Origin of the sequence: Bacillus sp. SH7-1, from assembly GCF_008042405.1 — a bacterium.
Lineage (GTDB): Bacteria > Bacillota > Bacilli > Bacillales > Bacillaceae_G > Bacillus_A > Bacillus_A thuringiensis_N.
Genome location: NZ_QNUD01000009.1, coordinates 206,057 through 223,464 on the forward strand (window position 1 = coordinate 206,057; position 17,408 = coordinate 223,464).

Sequence of the window (17,408 nt, forward strand, 5' to 3'; positions counted from 1 at the left end):
TTGTATTTTTATAACAACCTTTGCATAAAAATACCCTAGTCGTGTGAGACTAGGGTGCAAGAAAGAAGCCACCCTTTCCGGTCTCACAGGACTGAATTAAAAGGTTATTATTATGAAGCAATCTGCTTAGATTGTTTTATTTGTTTTGTTTCCGGTAGTAGTAGATTTAACAGCACACCTACAATTGCTGCTAGTGCCATTCCTTCTACTTGGAATGATTCCCCTACGTGAAGTACCGCTCCACCAATACCGATTACTAGTATTACTGATGCAATCATTAAGTTTCGTTTGTCACTTAAATCTGTTTTATCGTCTACCATCATGCGTAATCCGCTTGATGCGATTACACCGAATAGTAAGATTGATACACCACCCATAACTGGTGTTGGGATCGAATGAATCAGTGCAGAAATCTTACCGATAAATCCGAACATGATTGCGAATACTGCTGAACCGATGAATAAGTATACACTGTACGCTCTCGTAATTGCTAGCACACCGATGTTTTCACCATACGTTGTATTCGGTGGCCCACCGATTAGTGATGCGATTAATGTTGCTATCCCATCACCGAAGATTGAACGGTGTAAACCTGGTTTTTCAATTAGATCTCTTTTAATAACATTTCCTAGTACAATTTGATGTCCGATATGTTCTGAAATTGTTACTAGTGCAACTGGTACCATCAAGAGTACAATCTTCCATGAAAACTCTGGTGTGTATGTTACAAATGGTACTGTGAAATCTGGTACAACAAACCATTTCGCCTCAGCTACCGGCTTTAAGTCTACTAGCCCTTGGAAGTAAGCGAAGATATATCCACCGATAATGCCAAGTAACACTGGTATGATACTGAAAAATCCTCTTCCGAATATCGAGCATATAATTGTAATTGCTAATGTTACTAATGCTACTGAAAAGTGTGTAAAGCTATATTTGCCATCCGCACCGTTCATCGCCATGTTCACTGCTGTATGTGCTAAAGCTAGACCGATTACCATTACTACTGGACCAACTACGATTGGCGGAAGTAATTTCATAATCCACTCTGATCCTGATTTCTTAATTCCGAGTGAGATTAAGATGTACACAAGTCCTGCTAGCAAACCACCGAGCATTGCCGCTCCAGGCCCCCCTGCTGTTTTCGCTGTAATAATCGGTGCGATAAAGGCGAATGATGATCCTAGGTAGGCCGGTACTTGACCTTTCGTTATAAGAAGAAACGCTAACGTTCCTAATCCACTTGATATTAATGCTACTGACGGATTCAATCCTGTTAAAAACGGAACAAGCACTGTTGATCCAAACATCGCGAACAAATGTTGTATACTTAAAAATAACCATTTTCCCGGTTTCGGTACTTCATTAACGTCTAACACTGGCTTTTGTTCCATTGTTACATCCTCCTTCAGTTTAATTCTTTGCAATAAAAAAACTCTTTGTGCCTGTGCACAAAGAGTCCTACACTTTCGTATGCCAAATTTGACATATGAAAGCCAAGACCCTTTGGCAGCCTCACAGGACTACATTTAAAAGGGCTTTACTTATCGTATATGCTTACTCGATCTTGTTGATCTGTCTCTTGCAAATCAACTTCGATACGCTCTTCACTTGATGTTGGAATGTTCTTTCCTACATAATCAGCGCGAATTGGTAGTTCACGATGACCTCTATCAACAAGAACTGCTAGTTGGATTTGTGATGGTCTACCTAAATCCATAAGAGCATCCATTGCTGCTCGAACTGTTCTGCCTGTATATAATACATCATCCACAAGGATAACTTTTTTCTTCGTAATATCTACAGGGATATCAGAACCTTTTACAAGTGGTTCTTCATTTTTCGATTGTAGTGTTAGGTCATCACGGTATAACGTAATATCTAACTCTCCAACTTCCATTTCTTTTCCTTCAATTTGACCAATTCGTTCTGCCAAACGTTGTGCAATAAAAATTCCACGAGTTTTAATTCCGACAAGAACACAATTATCGACACCTTTATTTCGTTCCACGATTTCATGACTAATTCGTGTTAAAGCGCGGCGAATCATTTGGTCATCTAAAACGACAGCTTTCTCTTGCATGCTCTACACCTCCAAGCTTTTTTTCTTGCGTGAGAGTAATGGTATAAAAAAAGTCCTCTCAGCGTGTGCGAGAGGACTTTTGAAAAAAGGGTACAACTACCCTAAGCATTTCAAACCGTTACCTTCTCAACCTCACGGGGCTGTGTTAAAGGATCATTATTTAACTGTTGTCAGTATCTCAGTTTTCTTATGATTTGTCAATACTATTTTCGTAAAACATTTAATGCATCTTCAAACACTTCTGGAATCGGTGCCTCAAACTGAATATATTCACCAGTACGAGGGTGATCAAATCCTAAAATACCTGCATGAAGTGCTTGTCCATTCATATCTAATGTTTTCTTTGGTCCATACTTTGGATCTCCAGCAAGTGGATAGCCAATATATTTCATATGAACACGAATTTGGTGCGTACGTCCTGTTTCTAAGCGACATTCTACAAGTGTAAAATCTTTGAAACGCTCTAACACTTGGAAGTGAGTAACAGCGTTCTTACCGTTTTCATCAACTGTCATACTTTGACGCTCTTTCTTATCGCGACCAATCGGAGCATCAATCGTTCCCTTATCATGCGGGATAACACCGTGTACAATCGCTTTGTAACGTCTTGTTACTGTTTTTGCTACAAGTTGATTTACAAGTGATTCGTGTGCCATATCATTTTTAGCGACCATTAATAGGCCAGATGTATCCTTATCAATACGATGCACGATACCAGGACGCATTACACCGTTAATACCTGATAAATCTGTACAATGATGCATAAGACCATTCACAAGCGTACCACTTGTATGACCTGGTGCTGGATGTACAACCATACCACGTGGCTTATTTACAACAAGTACATCTGCATCTTCATAATAAATTTCTAAGTTCATATCTTCTGCTTGAATATCTAACGCTTCTGGCTCAGGAATCGTTACTGTAATTTCATCATTCTCTTTAACTTTATAATTTACTTTTACCGATTTCCCATTAACTGTTACAACATCATCTTTAATCCATTGCTGTACTTGTGAACGTGACCATTCACTGTTTATTTCTGCAACGAATTTATCAATTCGCTCATTTTTTTGCTCTTCTGCAACTGTTACTTGTACTACTTCACTCATTCAATTACTCCTTCGCTTTCTTACCTTCTAATAATGTTTGAATAATAATTAATACAACACCAATACATAATGCTGAATCAGCTATATTAAATACTGGATAGTTGTACGAGAAAATATACACGTGAATGAAATCCACTACTTCTTGTCTAAATACACGATCAATAAAGTTACCAATTGCTCCGCCTAATATTAGACCTAATGAAATTCCTAGAAGCTTGTCTGTTTTCGCATATTTTTTCATATAAAATACGATAAATACTACAAAAATGACTGTAATAATGTAGAAGAACCACATTTTATTTTCTAAAATCCCCCAGGCAGCTCCTCTATTTCGATGTGATGTTATGTATAATACATTATCGATAATCGGAATGCTCGTACCCAATTCCATGTTCTTTACAATTAGCCATTTCGATATTTGATCGATGGCAATGACAAATAACGCTATTACATAATATATCATTTTCATTTCCCCCACAAAGACAGTGTACCTCAAAATTTTAGCATAGCTGCAACCTTTTCACAATGAACCTTTATAGAAGAATAAAATAAATTAAAAAAAGGTAATATAATATCGTTGTGCACATTCATACATTTACTTTTTCATAGAAAAATTCATGGATAGTACGGGCAGTCGGCATCGTTTTCATTTGTTTTACCGAAATTACTCTCCCTGTTTCTTCACAAATACCATACATATCTATTTCCATTTTAAATAATGCACGTTCTACATCTTTTAAATCCTCTTTTATATCATGTAATAGCAGTTTTTTCTTTATCTCTTCCTTAATTTCATATCCAAGCTCTTCGCTAAACTCTGTATCATATTTGTGCATGACCTCTTTAGCTAGTCTCTCTTGCAATTCTTTTCTCATCAATTGCAATTCTTCTTTTATTTCCATATACATTTCATTCACGTGTACATTCCTCCCAGCTGCAATGTACGATTAGTGTGTCCGAAATTTATATGCTTACCTCTCACACATTTTTCCTTCATAGGAAAGAGAGTGAAAGTTATTTCAATATACCATCAATAAAAAATGACTGCACTTTACGTGCAGTCATTTTTTATTATTTTACATAATTTTCTTTAACAACTGTTGCACAACGCTCACATAATGTTTCATGTTCAGCATCTTTACCAATTGTTTCTGAAACTACCCAACAACGTTCACATGTTTCACCAGTTGCTTGAGCAACAACAACCGCTGTATGTTCATACTTAGGCGCATCTGCTGGCGCTTCTTCCATCAGACCACCAAGCTTATACTCAGAAACGATGAATAATTGCTTTAAGTCTTCGCTAATAGACTCTAACATAGCCTTCATTTCTGCAGTTGGATATAACGTAATGCTTGCATTTAATGACTTACCGATTACTTTTTCATTACGCGCTACTTCTAACGCTTTTAATACGTCATCACGTAATGTCATAAATGCATCCCATTTTGTTTTCAATGCTTCCGCACCATCTAATTGTACAGCTTCTGGCATATCAGTTAATTGTACACTTTCTTCTGTTACACCCGGAACATATGGCCATACTTCATCAGCTGTATGCGGTAAGATTGGTGTTACAAGTTTTGTCAATGCAACAAGAACATCATATAATACCGTTTGAATTGCACGACGATCTTCATGGTTTGCACCTTCAATGTATAAAATGTCTTTTGCAAAGTCTAAGTAGAATGAACTTAAATCAATTGTACAGAAGTTATGAATTGCATGATATACAGCAGCGAAGTCGTATGTTTCATATGCTTCTTTTACTTTTGTAATTAAGTCATTTAATTTCACTAACATGTAACGATCTACTTCACGAAGTTCAGCTACTGCCACTGTATTTTCACTTGGCTTAAAGTCATCTAAGTTTCCTAATAAGAAACGGAATGTGTTACGGATTTTACGATACACTTCTGCTACTTGTTTTAAAATATCATCTGAAATACGTACATCAGATTGATAGTCAACAGAAGATACCCATAAGCGTAGAATGTCCCCGCCTAATTGATCCATAATTTTCTTCGGTACGACGATGTTTCCAATCGACTTACTCATTTTACGTCCTTCACCATCTAATACGAAACCATGGCTTAATACGCCTTTATATGGAGCTTTACCTGTTACAGCAACTGCTGTTGATAATGAAGAGTTAAACCAACCACGATATTGGTCAGATCCTTCTAAATATAAATCAGCTGGACGTTGTAAGTCTTCGCGCTCTTCTAATACCGCTTGGTGAGAAGAACCTGAGTCGAACCATACATCCATGATGTCTGTTTCTTTACGGAATTCACCATTTGGGCTACCTGGATGTGTAAATCCTTCTGGTAATAGATCTTTCGCTTCACGCTCGAACCATACGTTAGAACCGTGTTCACGGAATAAATCTGCTACATGGTTAATTGTTTCATCTGTAATAATTGGATCACCATTCTCAGCATAGAATACAGGAATTGGCACACCCCATGCACGCTGACGAGAAATACACCAGTCACCACGGTCACGAACCATGTTATGAAGACGAGTTTCGCCCCACGCTGGTACCCATTTTGTTTCCGCAACAGCTTCTAATAACTCTTTACGGAATGCTTCAATAGATGCAAACCACTGTGCTGTCGCACGGAAAATAATTGGTTTTTTCGTTCTCCAATCATGTGGGTATGAATGCGTAATGAATGTTAGTTTCAGTAACGCGCCTACTTCTTCTAATTTTTCTGTAATTGGCTTGTTAGCTTTATCATAGAATAAGCCTTCAAATCCAGGTGCTTCCTCTGTTAATACACCTTTATCATCAACTGGGCAAAGTACTTCTAATCCATACTTTTTACCAACAACGAAGTCATCTTCCCCGTGTCCTGGTGCTGTATGAACACACCCTGTACCTGCATCTGTTGTTACGTGATCTCCTAGCATAACTAATGAATCACGATCGTAGAATGGATGTTTTGCAACTGTATACTCAAGTTTGCTACCTTTTACAGTTTTCACAACTTCAGCATTTTCCCATTCTAACGTTTTTGCAACTGTCTCAAATAGTTCAGACGCAATAATATATTTTTCATCATTTACTTTTACAATGCTGTATTCAAGTTCTGGGTGAACAGAAATACCTAAGTTTGCAGGTAACGTCCAAGGTGTTGTTGTCCAGATAATGAATTTCTCATCACCTTCTAATACGTTCTTTCCATCTTTAACAGGGAATGCTACGTAAATAGATGCTGATTTTTTATCTTGGTATTCAATTTCAGCTTCTGCTAAAGCTGATTCACTCGTTGGAGACCAGTAAACTGGTTTTTGCCCTTTATAGATATAACCTTTTTTCGCCATATCACCAAACACTTTAATTTGTTGTGCTTCATAAGCTGGCTCTAAAGTAATATATGGGTTATCCCAATCAGCACGTACACCTAAACGCTTAAATTGTTCACGTTGACGTTCTACTTGTTCATATGCATACTCTGCACATAACTTACGGAACTCAGCAACTGTCATTTCTTTACGCTTTACACCTTTATTTGTTAAAGCTTGCTCAATTGGTAAACCGTGCGTATCCCAACCTGGAACATATGGTGCACAGTAACCAGTCATTGATTTATAACGAACAATAAAGTCTTTTAATACTTTATTTAATGCATGTCCCATATGAATGTCACCATTTGCATATGGAGGTCCATCATGCAGTACGAATAAAGGACGACCTTTTGTATGTTCTTGTACCTTTTCATAAATATTCATTTCAGCCCACTGTTCTTGCATTGCAGGCTCACGTTTTGGTAAATTCCCACGCATTGGGAACTCTGTTTTTGGCATTAGTAATGTATTTTTGTACTCCATGCTCAATTCCTCCTTACATGTATAAAAGAAAGACTTAAAAAACGGAATAAAAAAGAGACTTTCTCATCCCAAAAAGGGACGAGAAAGTCTCCCGCGGTACCACCCTAGTAGATCCTATACGTATGTATACAATCCTCTTTATATTCTTAACGCGAATATACGCCTACGCTTACTCTATTTGTTCAGCGCGGAACTCCAGGGTGATATTCCCATTATCTCCTTATCCTGAGCTTACACCATCCTCAGTTCGCTATATAAGGTATGAAAAAGGTACTTATCCCTATCTTCGTTTTTCTTAATAAATATGTTGTTTAAAATTATATGTAATAATGAGAAAAACGTCAAGCTTACACTGTTTCTTCTTTTTTCAACAGTTCATCTACTTCGTCTTCTAACTCAATTAGTTTATCCCAATCATCGTTGTTTAACATTTCAAGCTGTGTTTCTAATAACATACGGAAACGAGTGCGGAATACTTTCGCTTGTTTCTTCAGCTCTTCAATATCAAAAGCAACCTTTCTTGATTTTACTAATGCTTCGTTAATAATACGGTCTGCATTCTTTTCCGCTTCACGTACGATTAATTTTGCTTCTTTTTGTGCATTACGTTTTACTTCTTCCGCTGCTTCTTGTGCAACAACGATAGATTTGTTTAGCGTATCTTCAATATTAGAAAAATGATCTAACTTTCCTTCTAATTGCGCAACTTTTTCTTCTAAAGCTTTTTTCTCACGAATGACTAATTCATAATCTTTGATAATTTGATCAAGAAACTCATTTACTTGATCCTCATCATAGCCACGGAATCCGCGACCAAATTCTTTGTTATGAATATCTAATGGTGTTAACGGCACAACGCCACCTCCAAGTAGTTATCTAAATTTCCTCTTTCAATTATATCTTTTCTTCGACAAAATAGGAGGATTTCCTTCTAAAAAACCAATCATTTTAGTATACCATACAAAATTCTCCATTTGTCGCGCTTTGTTCTACCTTCTACAGAAAACAATTTACTTCGTCCATATCCTCTCACTGAAAAAACATCTCCTGGATAACATTCATAAGAGGTTTGCTCCACTGTTTTCCAATTCACTTTTACTAGTCCATTTTTTATGAAAGGTTGTACTTTCTGTCTGGATATATGTAACATTTCAGCTAACATAACATCTAAACGAAGTGAAGAAACCGTTCCAGATTTCTCTCCCCACGTTTCTTGCATCTGTAGAATTTTTTCTCCTTGCACTGGTGATAAGGAAACTTTCACTTTCCCTATCGATTGTAAGTTAATCTCAATATAAGATACAACTTCTTTCGCGACTATAATTTGGGCACGATTTTCTTGAAGCAAAATATCTCCACATTTTTCTCTCGTTAAACCAAGAGACATAAATGTACCTAATATTTGCCTATGTTCTAGCGTATAAAACTTGGAAGGATAGTCAATTTCTAATACCTCTACTTGAAATTCCTCTTCATTTACTACTAGATAGTCCGGATAAATGAGTGCTCTTTTACGCTCTGCATGAGGTGTTGCACCATCAAACTGTACAGCAACATCCCCTTGTCCTATTACCATAGTGACAATTTGTTGTTGCCTTGGATCAAGGAAATCTGTTAGTTTCACTTGATGGTACTCCGCTGCTCGCTTCCACTCTAACACCTTATCCACAAAGACCTCCTCATCGGGTCTGAAATGTTCATAGATGCTCATGTATTTAACCTCTTACTATAAGAAATAGCGGAATATACTTACTAAACCATTCGTAGCAAGCTTTAACGCAAAAATCGCAACGAGTGGAGAGATATCAATCATACCAAGCGGCGGAATAAATCTGCGAAATGGTTCTAAATACGGTTCACAAATACGCGCAAGAAAATCTCCGAAAGTTGATTCCTTTGCACCTGGGAACCATGATAGGAGAATGTAAATAATAAGTGCCCACGAGTAAATCTCGATAGCAGTAATTAAAACGTTTAAAACTGTTACCATGGCGTATTACCACCTCTTTATATTTGTGTCTTCTTCTTCACCGAATAACTCTGAAATTGCACCAACAATATCTACATTTTCAGGCGTACACATAAATGTTTTCGGTCCTATTTTTTGAATGTCCCCGCCTATAGCGTATACAGTACCACTTAAAAAGTCAACGATACGTACAGCTTGATCAGTAGACATTCGTTGTAAATTAATCACAACAGCTCGTCTACCTTTTAAATGGTCCGCAATCCCTTGCGCTTCCGAATATGTGCGTGGTTCTAATAAAACAACTTTTGAAGATTGCTTTGCTGTTTCAATGCTCACAACATTTTGTTTCGGTTGCGCTTTTGGAAACGTAACATCTTGTTGTTCTGGCGGATCTTGCTGCTTCTTCATGTCTGTTTGCTCCTTTTCATAACTATATTGAGCTGCTTCTTTTTCTTCCGGTGTATCAAAAAAGAAGTACTTTACTTTTGACCAACTCATAATAAGATTCTCCTTCCTTTTACGCTTTTCCTACTAAAATCGTCCCCAAACGAATATATGTAGCACCTTCTTCAATCGCAATCGTGTAATCATTAGACATTCCCATTGATAATTCTTTACATGGCGCATGTAATAATTCTAGCTCCTGCACCTCTGTTTGTAGCATACGTAACTCCTTAAAACAGCGTCTGATTTCTTCTTCTTCTTCTGTAAACGGAGCCATTGTCATTAGTCCCACCACTTCAATCTTATCCAATTCTTGCAAACTTTGAATAAAAGAAATGGTTTCTTCTATTGCCAACCCTTGCTTTGATTCTTCAGATGATGTTTTCACTTGAATAAAACATTTCACTTTCTTATCCGCACGTTTTTGAATTTCTTTTGCAAGTGAAAGACGATCTAACGAATGTAAATAATCGATTTCATTAATGATTTCTTTTACTTTTCTCGTTTGTAATGATCCAATAAAATGCCAATTCACTTTTGAACCGAAATGCTCGTACTTCTGTAAGAAACCTTCATTTCTATTTTCACCTAAATCGATAATTCCAGCTTCAATTACTTCATTCGTTTTTTCAATTCCTACCGTTTTTGTAACCGCAACGAGTTTAATATCTTGCAACGAACGTCCCGCTCGTGCGCAAGATTGTTTAATTGCTTCGTTTACAGTTGTTAAATTTTTTTGTACTGTCACTTGCTTTCTTCCTCCTTAAAACCTATGAAACTCAACATTCTCCCCGTCTTACCTTGATCACGACGATGAGAGAAAAATAGTTGTTCTTCACAGCTTGTACAAAGAGATGACATTACAATATTCTCTTCTTTTATGCCTGCTTGTACACATAATATACGATTAATTTCTTTTAAATTAATTGCATACTGCCCATCAGAAATTTTTTTATAAGGGACAGAACCGTTTACTACTTGTTCTGCCGCTGTTAACACTCGATCATCAACAACGTAACAACAAGATCCAATTGCTGGTCCAATTGCAACTTGAATTTCATCACTTGAAATCCCTTCTGCATTCCATTTTTGAATCATTTCTTTTGCAATCTCTTTTACAGTCCCTTTCCATCCAGCATGCGCAAGTCCTATCATACCATGTGATGGTGCATAAAAATAGAGTGGAACACAATCCGCGTAACAAGATGTTAGAAGAACATCATTATTAGTCGTATAAATGCCATCTGTTTTTGAAATGCCGTCTTCATATGAATAGACGCCGCTTCCTTTTTCCTGTTGTCCTACTTTTTCAACATGATGATCATGAACTTGTTCAGAGCAAATCCAGTTTTCTAATGGTTTTTGTAACTTATTAGCTAAAATGCGTCTGTTTTCATGAACGTTCTCCACGATATCATTCACATGTAATCCTAAATTCATCGCATGAAAGGAGCCCGTACTTACCCCACCATCTTTTGTCGTAAATCCAGCAGTAATGTTTCCAAGTTCTTTCCACGCTTGTAAATACAGTATATCGTCCACATATTTAAATGGTTCTCTCATAAGGCTGCTCCTTTTAATTAAAATAACATAAAAAAGCATGGTACTTCCTGTCTATTTTACCATACTTTTATTTTTTCATAATCCTAACAGAAAAAAAAGAGGAATTTGTAATATTCTTTATGAAATTGTCGGTGTTTGTATTGATTCTGTTACAGAATTAACAGGATTTACTCTAACAAGTATGACATCTTCCCCAATTTTCATAATTTCCTCCCAAGGAATTACAATTTCTACATCTTTCCCAAAAATCCCTAACATACGTGCCTGTTTGGAAATAATGATAGATTTAATCTTCCCTGTGTTCATATCGATTTCGATATCTCCAATATTTCCAAGCCTTTTTCCATCTGACACATTTATTATGTCTTTCATCTGCAACTCCGAAATTCGTATCACTTTCATCCCCCCTTATATATGACGAATAAAAAAATACTGTTTCTCAAATTAACAGGAAGCACCCTTTACTAATTCCATACTATTTTCATTATATGAACACAGCTACCCTACTATGAGTGCAAACAAACTATATTACATATAAAAAGGTCTCACCATAAATGGTGAAACCTTATCCTTGAATCGTCTTATTCATTTGTTTAATAGCTGATTTCTCTAAACGTGACACTTGCGCTTGAGAAATCCCAATTTCTTCTGCAACTTCCATTTGTGTTTTGCCTTGAAAGAAACGTTTTCTAATAATCATTTTCTCACGATCATTTAAACGCTTCATCCCTTCTTTCAGTGCTAGCTCTTCAACCCACTGCTCGTCCTTTTGTTTTTCATCACTTAACTGATCCATAACAAAGATGGGATCTCCTCCATCGTTATAAATCGGCTCAAATAATGAAACTGGATCTTGAATCGCATCTAAAGCAAAAACAATTTCTTCATGAGTCACTTCAAGTACTTTTGCAATATCCATCGCTGTTGGTTCTTTTGAATTTTCTGCAATCAACTTTTCTCTTACTTGTAACGCTTTATACGCAATATCTCGTAATGAGCGAGATACGCGAATTGGATTGTTATCACGCAAATATCTGCGTATTTCCCCAATAATCATCGGCACAGCATACGTTGAAAATTTTACATTTTGGCCTAAATCAAAGTTATCAATGGATTTCATAAGTCCAATGCAACCAACTTGAAATAAATCGTCAACATATTCTCCTCTGTTATTAAATCTTTGGATGACGCTCAGTACAAGACGTAAGTTTCCATTCACTAATTTCTCTCTTGCGCTTATCTCTCCACTTTGCATTTCACGAAATAATTTACGCATTTCATCATTTTTTAGTACGGGAAGTTTAGCTGTATCAACACCGCAAATTTCTACTTTGTTTCTCGTCAAAGTGTTCCCTCCTATCGGGAGTTGCTGTACAGTGTAAAGTATTTCCTTTGAAGGGGATTTTATGCATGCGGTTTTCTCTTCATTTTTCATTTTAGTTGTCTCTCCTCATACAACTAAAGAGAATAAGACCAGCCTAGATAACGGCTGGTCTTATTCTTACACCATTTTATTAAATTCTTTTCGTAATCTTTTTATGATTCTTTTTTCTAAACGCGAAATGTATGACTGTGAAATCCCAAGCATATCCGCCACATCTTTTTGCGTCTTTTCCTCTCCTCCAGCAAGCCCAAACCGAAGTTCCATAATTTGTTTTTCACGATCATTTAATTGATGTAATGCTTTCATTAGAAGATGACGATCCACAGTAGCTTCTAAATCTTTTGTAATAATATCATCGTCTGTACCTAATACATCAGATAACAAAAGTTCATTCCCATCCCAATCGATGTTAAGCGGTTCATCAAAAGAAACTTCTGAACGATTTTTGTTATTTCGGCGCAAATGCATTAAAATTTCATTTTCTATACAACGCGAGGCATATGTTGCTAATTTTATTTTCTTTTCTGGATTAAATGTATTGACTGCTTTAATAAGACCGATTGTTCCTATACTAATTAAATCTTCAATATTTATCCCTGTATTTTCAAACTTTCTTGCTATATATACAACTAGCCGTAAGTTGCGTTCAATTAGTAATGATCTTGCTGCCTGATCGCCTTTTGGCAATTTATTCAAAAGAACTTCCTCTTCTTCTTTCGTTAACGGCGGTGGCAATGCTTCACTTCCACCAATATAATAAATTTCATCGGTCTTAATTCCTAATTTCAACAATACTTTATACCAAAGATATACTAAATAAAATTTTAATTTCATCATATTATCCCGCCTCCCATTATTAAGCAATTACCATTTTTTGCGAAATTAACATTTTCGGATGCACAATACATTGATACTCTCCATTGGTTGACAACTGTTGTGTATTTAATCCAATCAATACTTTGTCCACGGCAATAGAACTACCTTCATGATAAATTTGCACACTGTCTGGCTTAATTGCCCATAAAAATTGATTCTCTACTCCTACTGCTCGGAAAGGAATTAAGCGTAATTTTGTCGCCCACCCAGAATCATTTTCTGGTATTTGAGGAATCTCTGTTTTGGAATAAATTTGTTCTGTTAACCAAGCTGGTAAGCAATGTTCTAATGATGAAATATGCATAATCATAACGGGTGTTTTTGTTAACGGGTCGTAAAGTTGGTTCCCACTATCAATTAAACCTGCGAGTTCTAGTTCCTCTTCAGCTAATTGAATTTTCAATTTCACAATTTGATCATAGTGTATTTTTGTAACCTCTACGCTTTCAATACGCTTTTTAGAAAAATAATAAATTACTGGAAAACCAAAAACAACAAACAACCAGCTAATTGGGTCACCGTAAGAAATTGATTGAGATTGGACCAATCCACTTACCATTTCATTCGTTTGCAAAAAGAAATGAGTGCCAATTAACCCTCCGCCAACCATAAAGGTGACAAAGTAAAAAGTAAAAACAGTTTGTGTATAATTTCTAAACGTTGTAAACCCAAATGCTGTATACACAATAAGTAACGAGTACAGTAGTTTCATAATTGGATGTGTCATCATAGAAGCGAAAGGAGTAAAGGCAAAAATAACAATGGTTGAACCTATAAATGCCCCTAACACAAGCCTCCATCTTTTGATCTTCTTTTTTAACACGGTGGCTGTTAATAAAAGTAAAAGAAAATCAATGCAGGCGTTTAACAACCAAACAACGTCGGCGTAAACAACCAAACAATTCACCTCTTTATTTAAGTTGAGACTAGTATAATGCATATCCAATAGGAAAGTGTGTCAATTTGCGGAGGTGTTTTTTTGTTATTTTGTGATTTCTAGACATAATCTGTCGGTAAAAAATAAAAGTATAGTTTCATAGAATGATATACTTTTATTTTTAACTGGCAAATCCATTGAACTATATGTAAAGAAAGTTAAAAATCCTTTACTACAGCTATAAAACGGAATTTTAATCAGTAGGATTGGTTTCTTTTAGCTCATATAAACTGGAATTTTATAGGTAATTAATGCGAGGTAAATTAAAATATACAAAATAAAAAAGACCTGCTTACCAGATCTTTTCCCTATATAAAACAAAAAAGGAGCATAAAAGCTCCTTTTCTTTTATCGTCTACGACGATTACGTAAAAATGCTGGAATATCGATATCATCTGAATCTGAATGACGTTCATGTACAACCGGCTCTTCACGCTTCATTTCACGTTTTACTTCACGTTGTTTTGAAGGTTGAGCTACTGGCTGTTGCTGTTGTTGCGTGTGATTCACATTCGGACGGATAATTGGTTTTGGTGGTTGAGTTGCAATGCTATCATCAAAACCAGTTGCAATTACAGTTACAACGATATCATCTTTTAATCCTTCATTAATAACCGAACCGAAGATCATATTTACTTCTGGATCTGAAGCTGAAGCTACAATGTCTGCCGCTTCTTGTACTTCATATAAGCTTAAGTTAGCTCCACCCGTAATATTCATGATAACACCTTGAGCTCCATCAATAGATGTTTCTAATAATGGACTAGAAATCGCTTTTTTCGCAGCTTCAGCAGCACGATTTTCTCCATTACCAGAACCAATACCCATTAAAGCAGAACCTCTATTAGACATAATTGTCTTTACGTCTGCGAAGTCTAAGTTAATTAAACCTGGTGTTGCAATTAAATCAGAAATACCTTGAACACCTTGACGTAATACGTTATCTGCTTCACGGAACGCTTCTAACATCGGCGTATTTTTATCAACAATCTCTAATAAGCGATCGTTTGGAATTACAATAAGTGTATCTACATTTTCTTTAAATGCCGCAATACCAGATGCTGCTTGTGTTGCACGCTTGCGTCCTTCAAATGTAAATGGACGTGTTACAACACCAACTGTTAATGCACCTAATTCTTTTGCAACTTGAGCAACAACTGGAGCTGCACCAGTTCCAGTTCCGCCGCCCATACCAGCAGTTACGAAGACCATATCTGCACCACGAAGTGCTTCTTGGATCTGTTCTTTACTTTCTTCTGCAGCTTTTTTCCCTACTTCAGGGTTTGCACCTGCACCAAGTCCACGTGTTAATTTTCCACCAATTTGCATCTTTGTTTCAGCTTTTGATAGATTTAATGCTTGTGCATCAGTATTCACAGCGATAAAGTCTACGCCTTGTACACCGTGTTCAATCATACGGTTTACAGCATTGTTTCCGCCACCGCCGACACCGATAACTTTTATATTCGCTAATTGATCTTGAGTAGTATCAAACTCTAACATGTCGAAATCCCCCTAGAACCTCATTTTTCGTGTCCAATTTTAATCCCATAAATAACGGAATACACGTTTTACTTTTGACATCATACGGTCATCATTTTGATTATTATTGTTTTGATTACGAGTTTTTTGTTTCGCAGGTTGCTGTTGTACCGGCGTTGGTGCTGGTGCTGGTACTGGTTCAAAATGCTCTTGCTTTTCCTGCACATTTTTCCCACGTAATTTAGCTTTTTGATAAGAATGTTTAATTAATCCCACTCCACTTGTATATTGGGGCTCACGCACACCAATATAATCAGGAGTTGCTATACGAACATTTTCATGTAAAATATCATATGCAAGATCAAGGACACCTGGCATAGAAGCAATTCCACCAGTTAGCACATAACCAGAAGCTACTTGCTTTACTCCTAACTTACGCACTTCATCTTGAACAAACATTAAAATTTCCTCTACACGAGCCTCTATTATATCCGATAATTCCAACTGAGAATATTGTTCTGTTTGATCGCTTCCCATAATAGGAACCGTAAACATCTCTTCTTCAGATGCTGTATCATAAAAAGCATGTCCATATTTCAACTTAATTTGATCTGCATTTTCTGTTGAAGTTTTCAACCCAATCGCAATATCCTTCGTTATATGGTCTCCACCTAATGGTAATACGCTCGTCGCTTGTAACTCTCCATCTTTAAAAATAGATAAAGTTGTAGATCCTCCCCCCATATCAACAAGGGCTACTCCTCTATTTTTTTCATCTGAAGATATAGCAACTGTTGCAGCCGCTAAAGGTTGAAGACAAATATCAACAATTTCAAGACCTGCTTTTTCTACACAACGAAGTAGGTTATGTAGTAAAGTTCTCGAGCCTGTAATAAGTGTACCTTCCATTTCTAATCTTACACCGATCATCCCGCGTGGATCGTTAATCTCGTCAAGACCGTCTACAATGAACTGTCGAGGTACCACATCAATAAACTCACGTTCTGGAGCAATTGACACAACTTGTGCTGCATCTAGAACGCGTAAGACATCTTCATTCCCGATTTCACGATCTTCATTTGAAACAGCGACTACTCCGTGACAAGGAAGTAGTTGTACCTGGTTTGCATTGACACCTACTACAACTTGCTCAATGTGGATTCCCACCATGCGCTCAGCTTGTTCAATTGCTTTTTTAATTGATCGAACAGTCTCATCTATATCAACTATCGATCCCTTCTTTAAACCATTTGATTTTACATTTCCAACACCAATAATGTTTAAGCTGTCATTAACCATTTCGCCAATGATGACTTTAACATTGGATGTACCGATGTCAAGACTAACATATATTTCATTGCTGTTCATTCTTTGGCACCTCCTTCTTTATTTATACCATACAACTCAATATATGGAACAACAATCGCAACTTTACTATTTATAAGAAAAATATTCAACGTCTTTATACGTTTCCCTTTTTTAACCCTATATTTTTCTTATTTTTATTTAACATTCATTTAAGAATATCGCAGTAAACTGTGAATAACTGCTTATCTTGAAATAATTCCATTTCAAGTGTAAAGATTACCGCCAAGTATAAGTCTACACTAAGATGTACTCATAGAAAAGTGAAACTTGTACCAATCCTAGTATGAATCTAAGAATTTTTACATCTTTTTCATCAAATGAACCATTCTTGTAAATTCAGATGCATTAAGAAG

At 36.4% G+C, this 17,408-nt stretch carries 18 protein-coding genes and 1 other annotated feature; all 18 genes read right to left on the minus strand.

Features of this window, described 5'->3' with window-relative positions; genetic code table 11:
- Positions 1-110: 110 nt before the first annotated feature.
- Positions 111-1,394: a uracil permease gene (gene uraA / locus DN390_RS09975; protein WP_025148300.1), complete on the minus strand. Its 1,284-nt coding sequence runs from the start codon at positions 1,392-1,394 to the stop codon at positions 111-113.
- Between the two features lie 146 nt (positions 1,395-1,540).
- Entirely contained in the window at positions 1,541-2,083 is a 543-nt protein-coding gene (gene pyrR, locus DN390_RS09980; RefSeq protein ID WP_001156490.1) for a bifunctional pyrimidine operon transcriptional regulator/uracil phosphoribosyltransferase, read from the minus strand.
- Positions 2,084-2,286: 203 nt separating this feature from the next.
- Positions 2,287-3,195 (minus strand): RluA family pseudouridine synthase, encoded by a 909-nt coding sequence (locus DN390_RS09985; protein WP_060632025.1) that lies wholly within the window; start codon positions 3,193-3,195, stop codon positions 2,287-2,289.
- 4 nt (positions 3,196-3,199) lie between these two features.
- On the minus strand, positions 3,200-3,658 hold the full coding sequence (gene lspA, locus DN390_RS09990; RefSeq protein WP_063221166.1) for a lipoprotein signal peptidase LspA: 459 nt from the start codon (positions 3,656-3,658) through the stop codon (positions 3,200-3,202).
- A 124-nt stretch (positions 3,659-3,782) separates the two neighbouring features.
- On the minus strand, positions 3,783-4,112 hold the full coding sequence (locus DN390_RS09995; protein WP_001004659.1) for a TraR/DksA C4-type zinc finger protein: 330 nt from the start codon (positions 4,110-4,112) through the stop codon (positions 3,783-3,785).
- A gap of 154 nt (positions 4,113-4,266) precedes the next feature.
- Positions 4,267-7,032, minus strand: a complete 2,766-nt coding sequence (gene ileS2 / locus DN390_RS10000; protein WP_147807284.1) for an isoleucine--tRNA ligase — start codon at positions 7,030-7,032, stop codon at positions 4,267-4,269.
- A 71-nt stretch (positions 7,033-7,103) separates the two neighbouring features.
- Positions 7,104-7,328: a binding site (T-box leader), on the minus strand.
- A 51-nt stretch (positions 7,329-7,379) separates the two neighbouring features.
- A complete protein-coding gene (divIVA, locus tag DN390_RS10005) occupies positions 7,380-7,886 on the minus strand; it encodes a septum site-determining protein DivIVA (protein WP_001131611.1) in 507 nt (168 codons plus the stop codon).
- An 89-nt stretch (positions 7,887-7,975) separates the two neighbouring features.
- On the minus strand, positions 7,976-8,743 hold the full coding sequence (locus DN390_RS10010) for a YlmH family RNA-binding protein (RefSeq protein WP_147807285.1): 768 nt from the start codon (positions 8,741-8,743) through the stop codon (positions 7,976-7,978).
- Between the two features lie 15 nt (positions 8,744-8,758).
- Positions 8,759-9,022, minus strand: a complete 264-nt coding sequence (locus tag DN390_RS10015; protein ID WP_060632029.1) for a YggT family protein — start codon at positions 9,020-9,022, stop codon at positions 8,759-8,761.
- Positions 9,023-9,028: 6 nt separating this feature from the next.
- A complete protein-coding gene (locus DN390_RS10020) occupies positions 9,029-9,499 on the minus strand; it encodes a cell division protein SepF (protein WP_000119136.1) in 471 nt (156 codons plus the stop codon).
- A 19-nt stretch (positions 9,500-9,518) separates the two neighbouring features.
- A complete protein-coding gene (locus DN390_RS10025; protein ID WP_063221169.1) occupies positions 9,519-10,193 on the minus strand; it encodes a YggS family pyridoxal phosphate-dependent enzyme in 675 nt (224 codons plus the stop codon).
- Complete coding sequence (pgeF, locus tag DN390_RS10030; protein WP_098264578.1) at positions 10,190-11,008, minus strand: peptidoglycan editing factor PgeF; 819 nt, start codon at positions 11,006-11,008, stop codon at positions 10,190-10,192. The genes DN390_RS10025 and pgeF overlap by 4 nt, the downstream gene beginning before the upstream one ends.
- 117 nt (positions 11,009-11,125) lie before the next feature.
- Positions 11,126-11,410 (minus strand): YlmC/YmxH family sporulation protein, encoded by a 285-nt coding sequence (locus DN390_RS10035; RefSeq protein ID WP_097950731.1) that lies wholly within the window; start codon positions 11,408-11,410, stop codon positions 11,126-11,128.
- Positions 11,411-11,573: 163 nt separating this feature from the next.
- Entirely contained in the window at positions 11,574-12,353 is a 780-nt protein-coding gene (gene sigG, locus DN390_RS10040; protein ID WP_000197753.1) for an RNA polymerase sporulation sigma factor SigG, read from the minus strand.
- Between the two features lie 156 nt (positions 12,354-12,509).
- The gene (sigE, locus tag DN390_RS10045; RefSeq protein ID WP_000976948.1) at positions 12,510-13,229 is read right to left on the minus strand and encodes an RNA polymerase sporulation sigma factor SigE; all 720 of its coding nucleotides are present in this window, start codon (positions 13,227-13,229) and stop codon (positions 12,510-12,512) included.
- A 19-nt stretch (positions 13,230-13,248) separates the two neighbouring features.
- Positions 13,249-14,166 carry a sigma-E processing peptidase SpoIIGA gene (gene spoIIGA / locus DN390_RS10050; RefSeq protein ID WP_147807286.1) on the minus strand — a complete coding sequence of 306 codons (918 nt, stop codon included), beginning with the start codon at positions 14,164-14,166 and terminating at the stop codon, positions 13,249-13,251.
- A 387-nt stretch (positions 14,167-14,553) separates the two neighbouring features.
- Complete coding sequence (ftsZ, locus tag DN390_RS10055) at positions 14,554-15,708, minus strand: cell division protein FtsZ (RefSeq protein WP_047956547.1); 1,155 nt, start codon at positions 15,706-15,708, stop codon at positions 14,554-14,556.
- Positions 15,709-15,747: 39 nt separating this feature from the next.
- Entirely contained in the window at positions 15,748-17,055 is a 1,308-nt protein-coding gene (gene ftsA, locus DN390_RS10060) for a cell division protein FtsA (protein WP_001087553.1), read from the minus strand.
- Positions 17,056-17,408 lie beyond the last annotated feature (353 nt).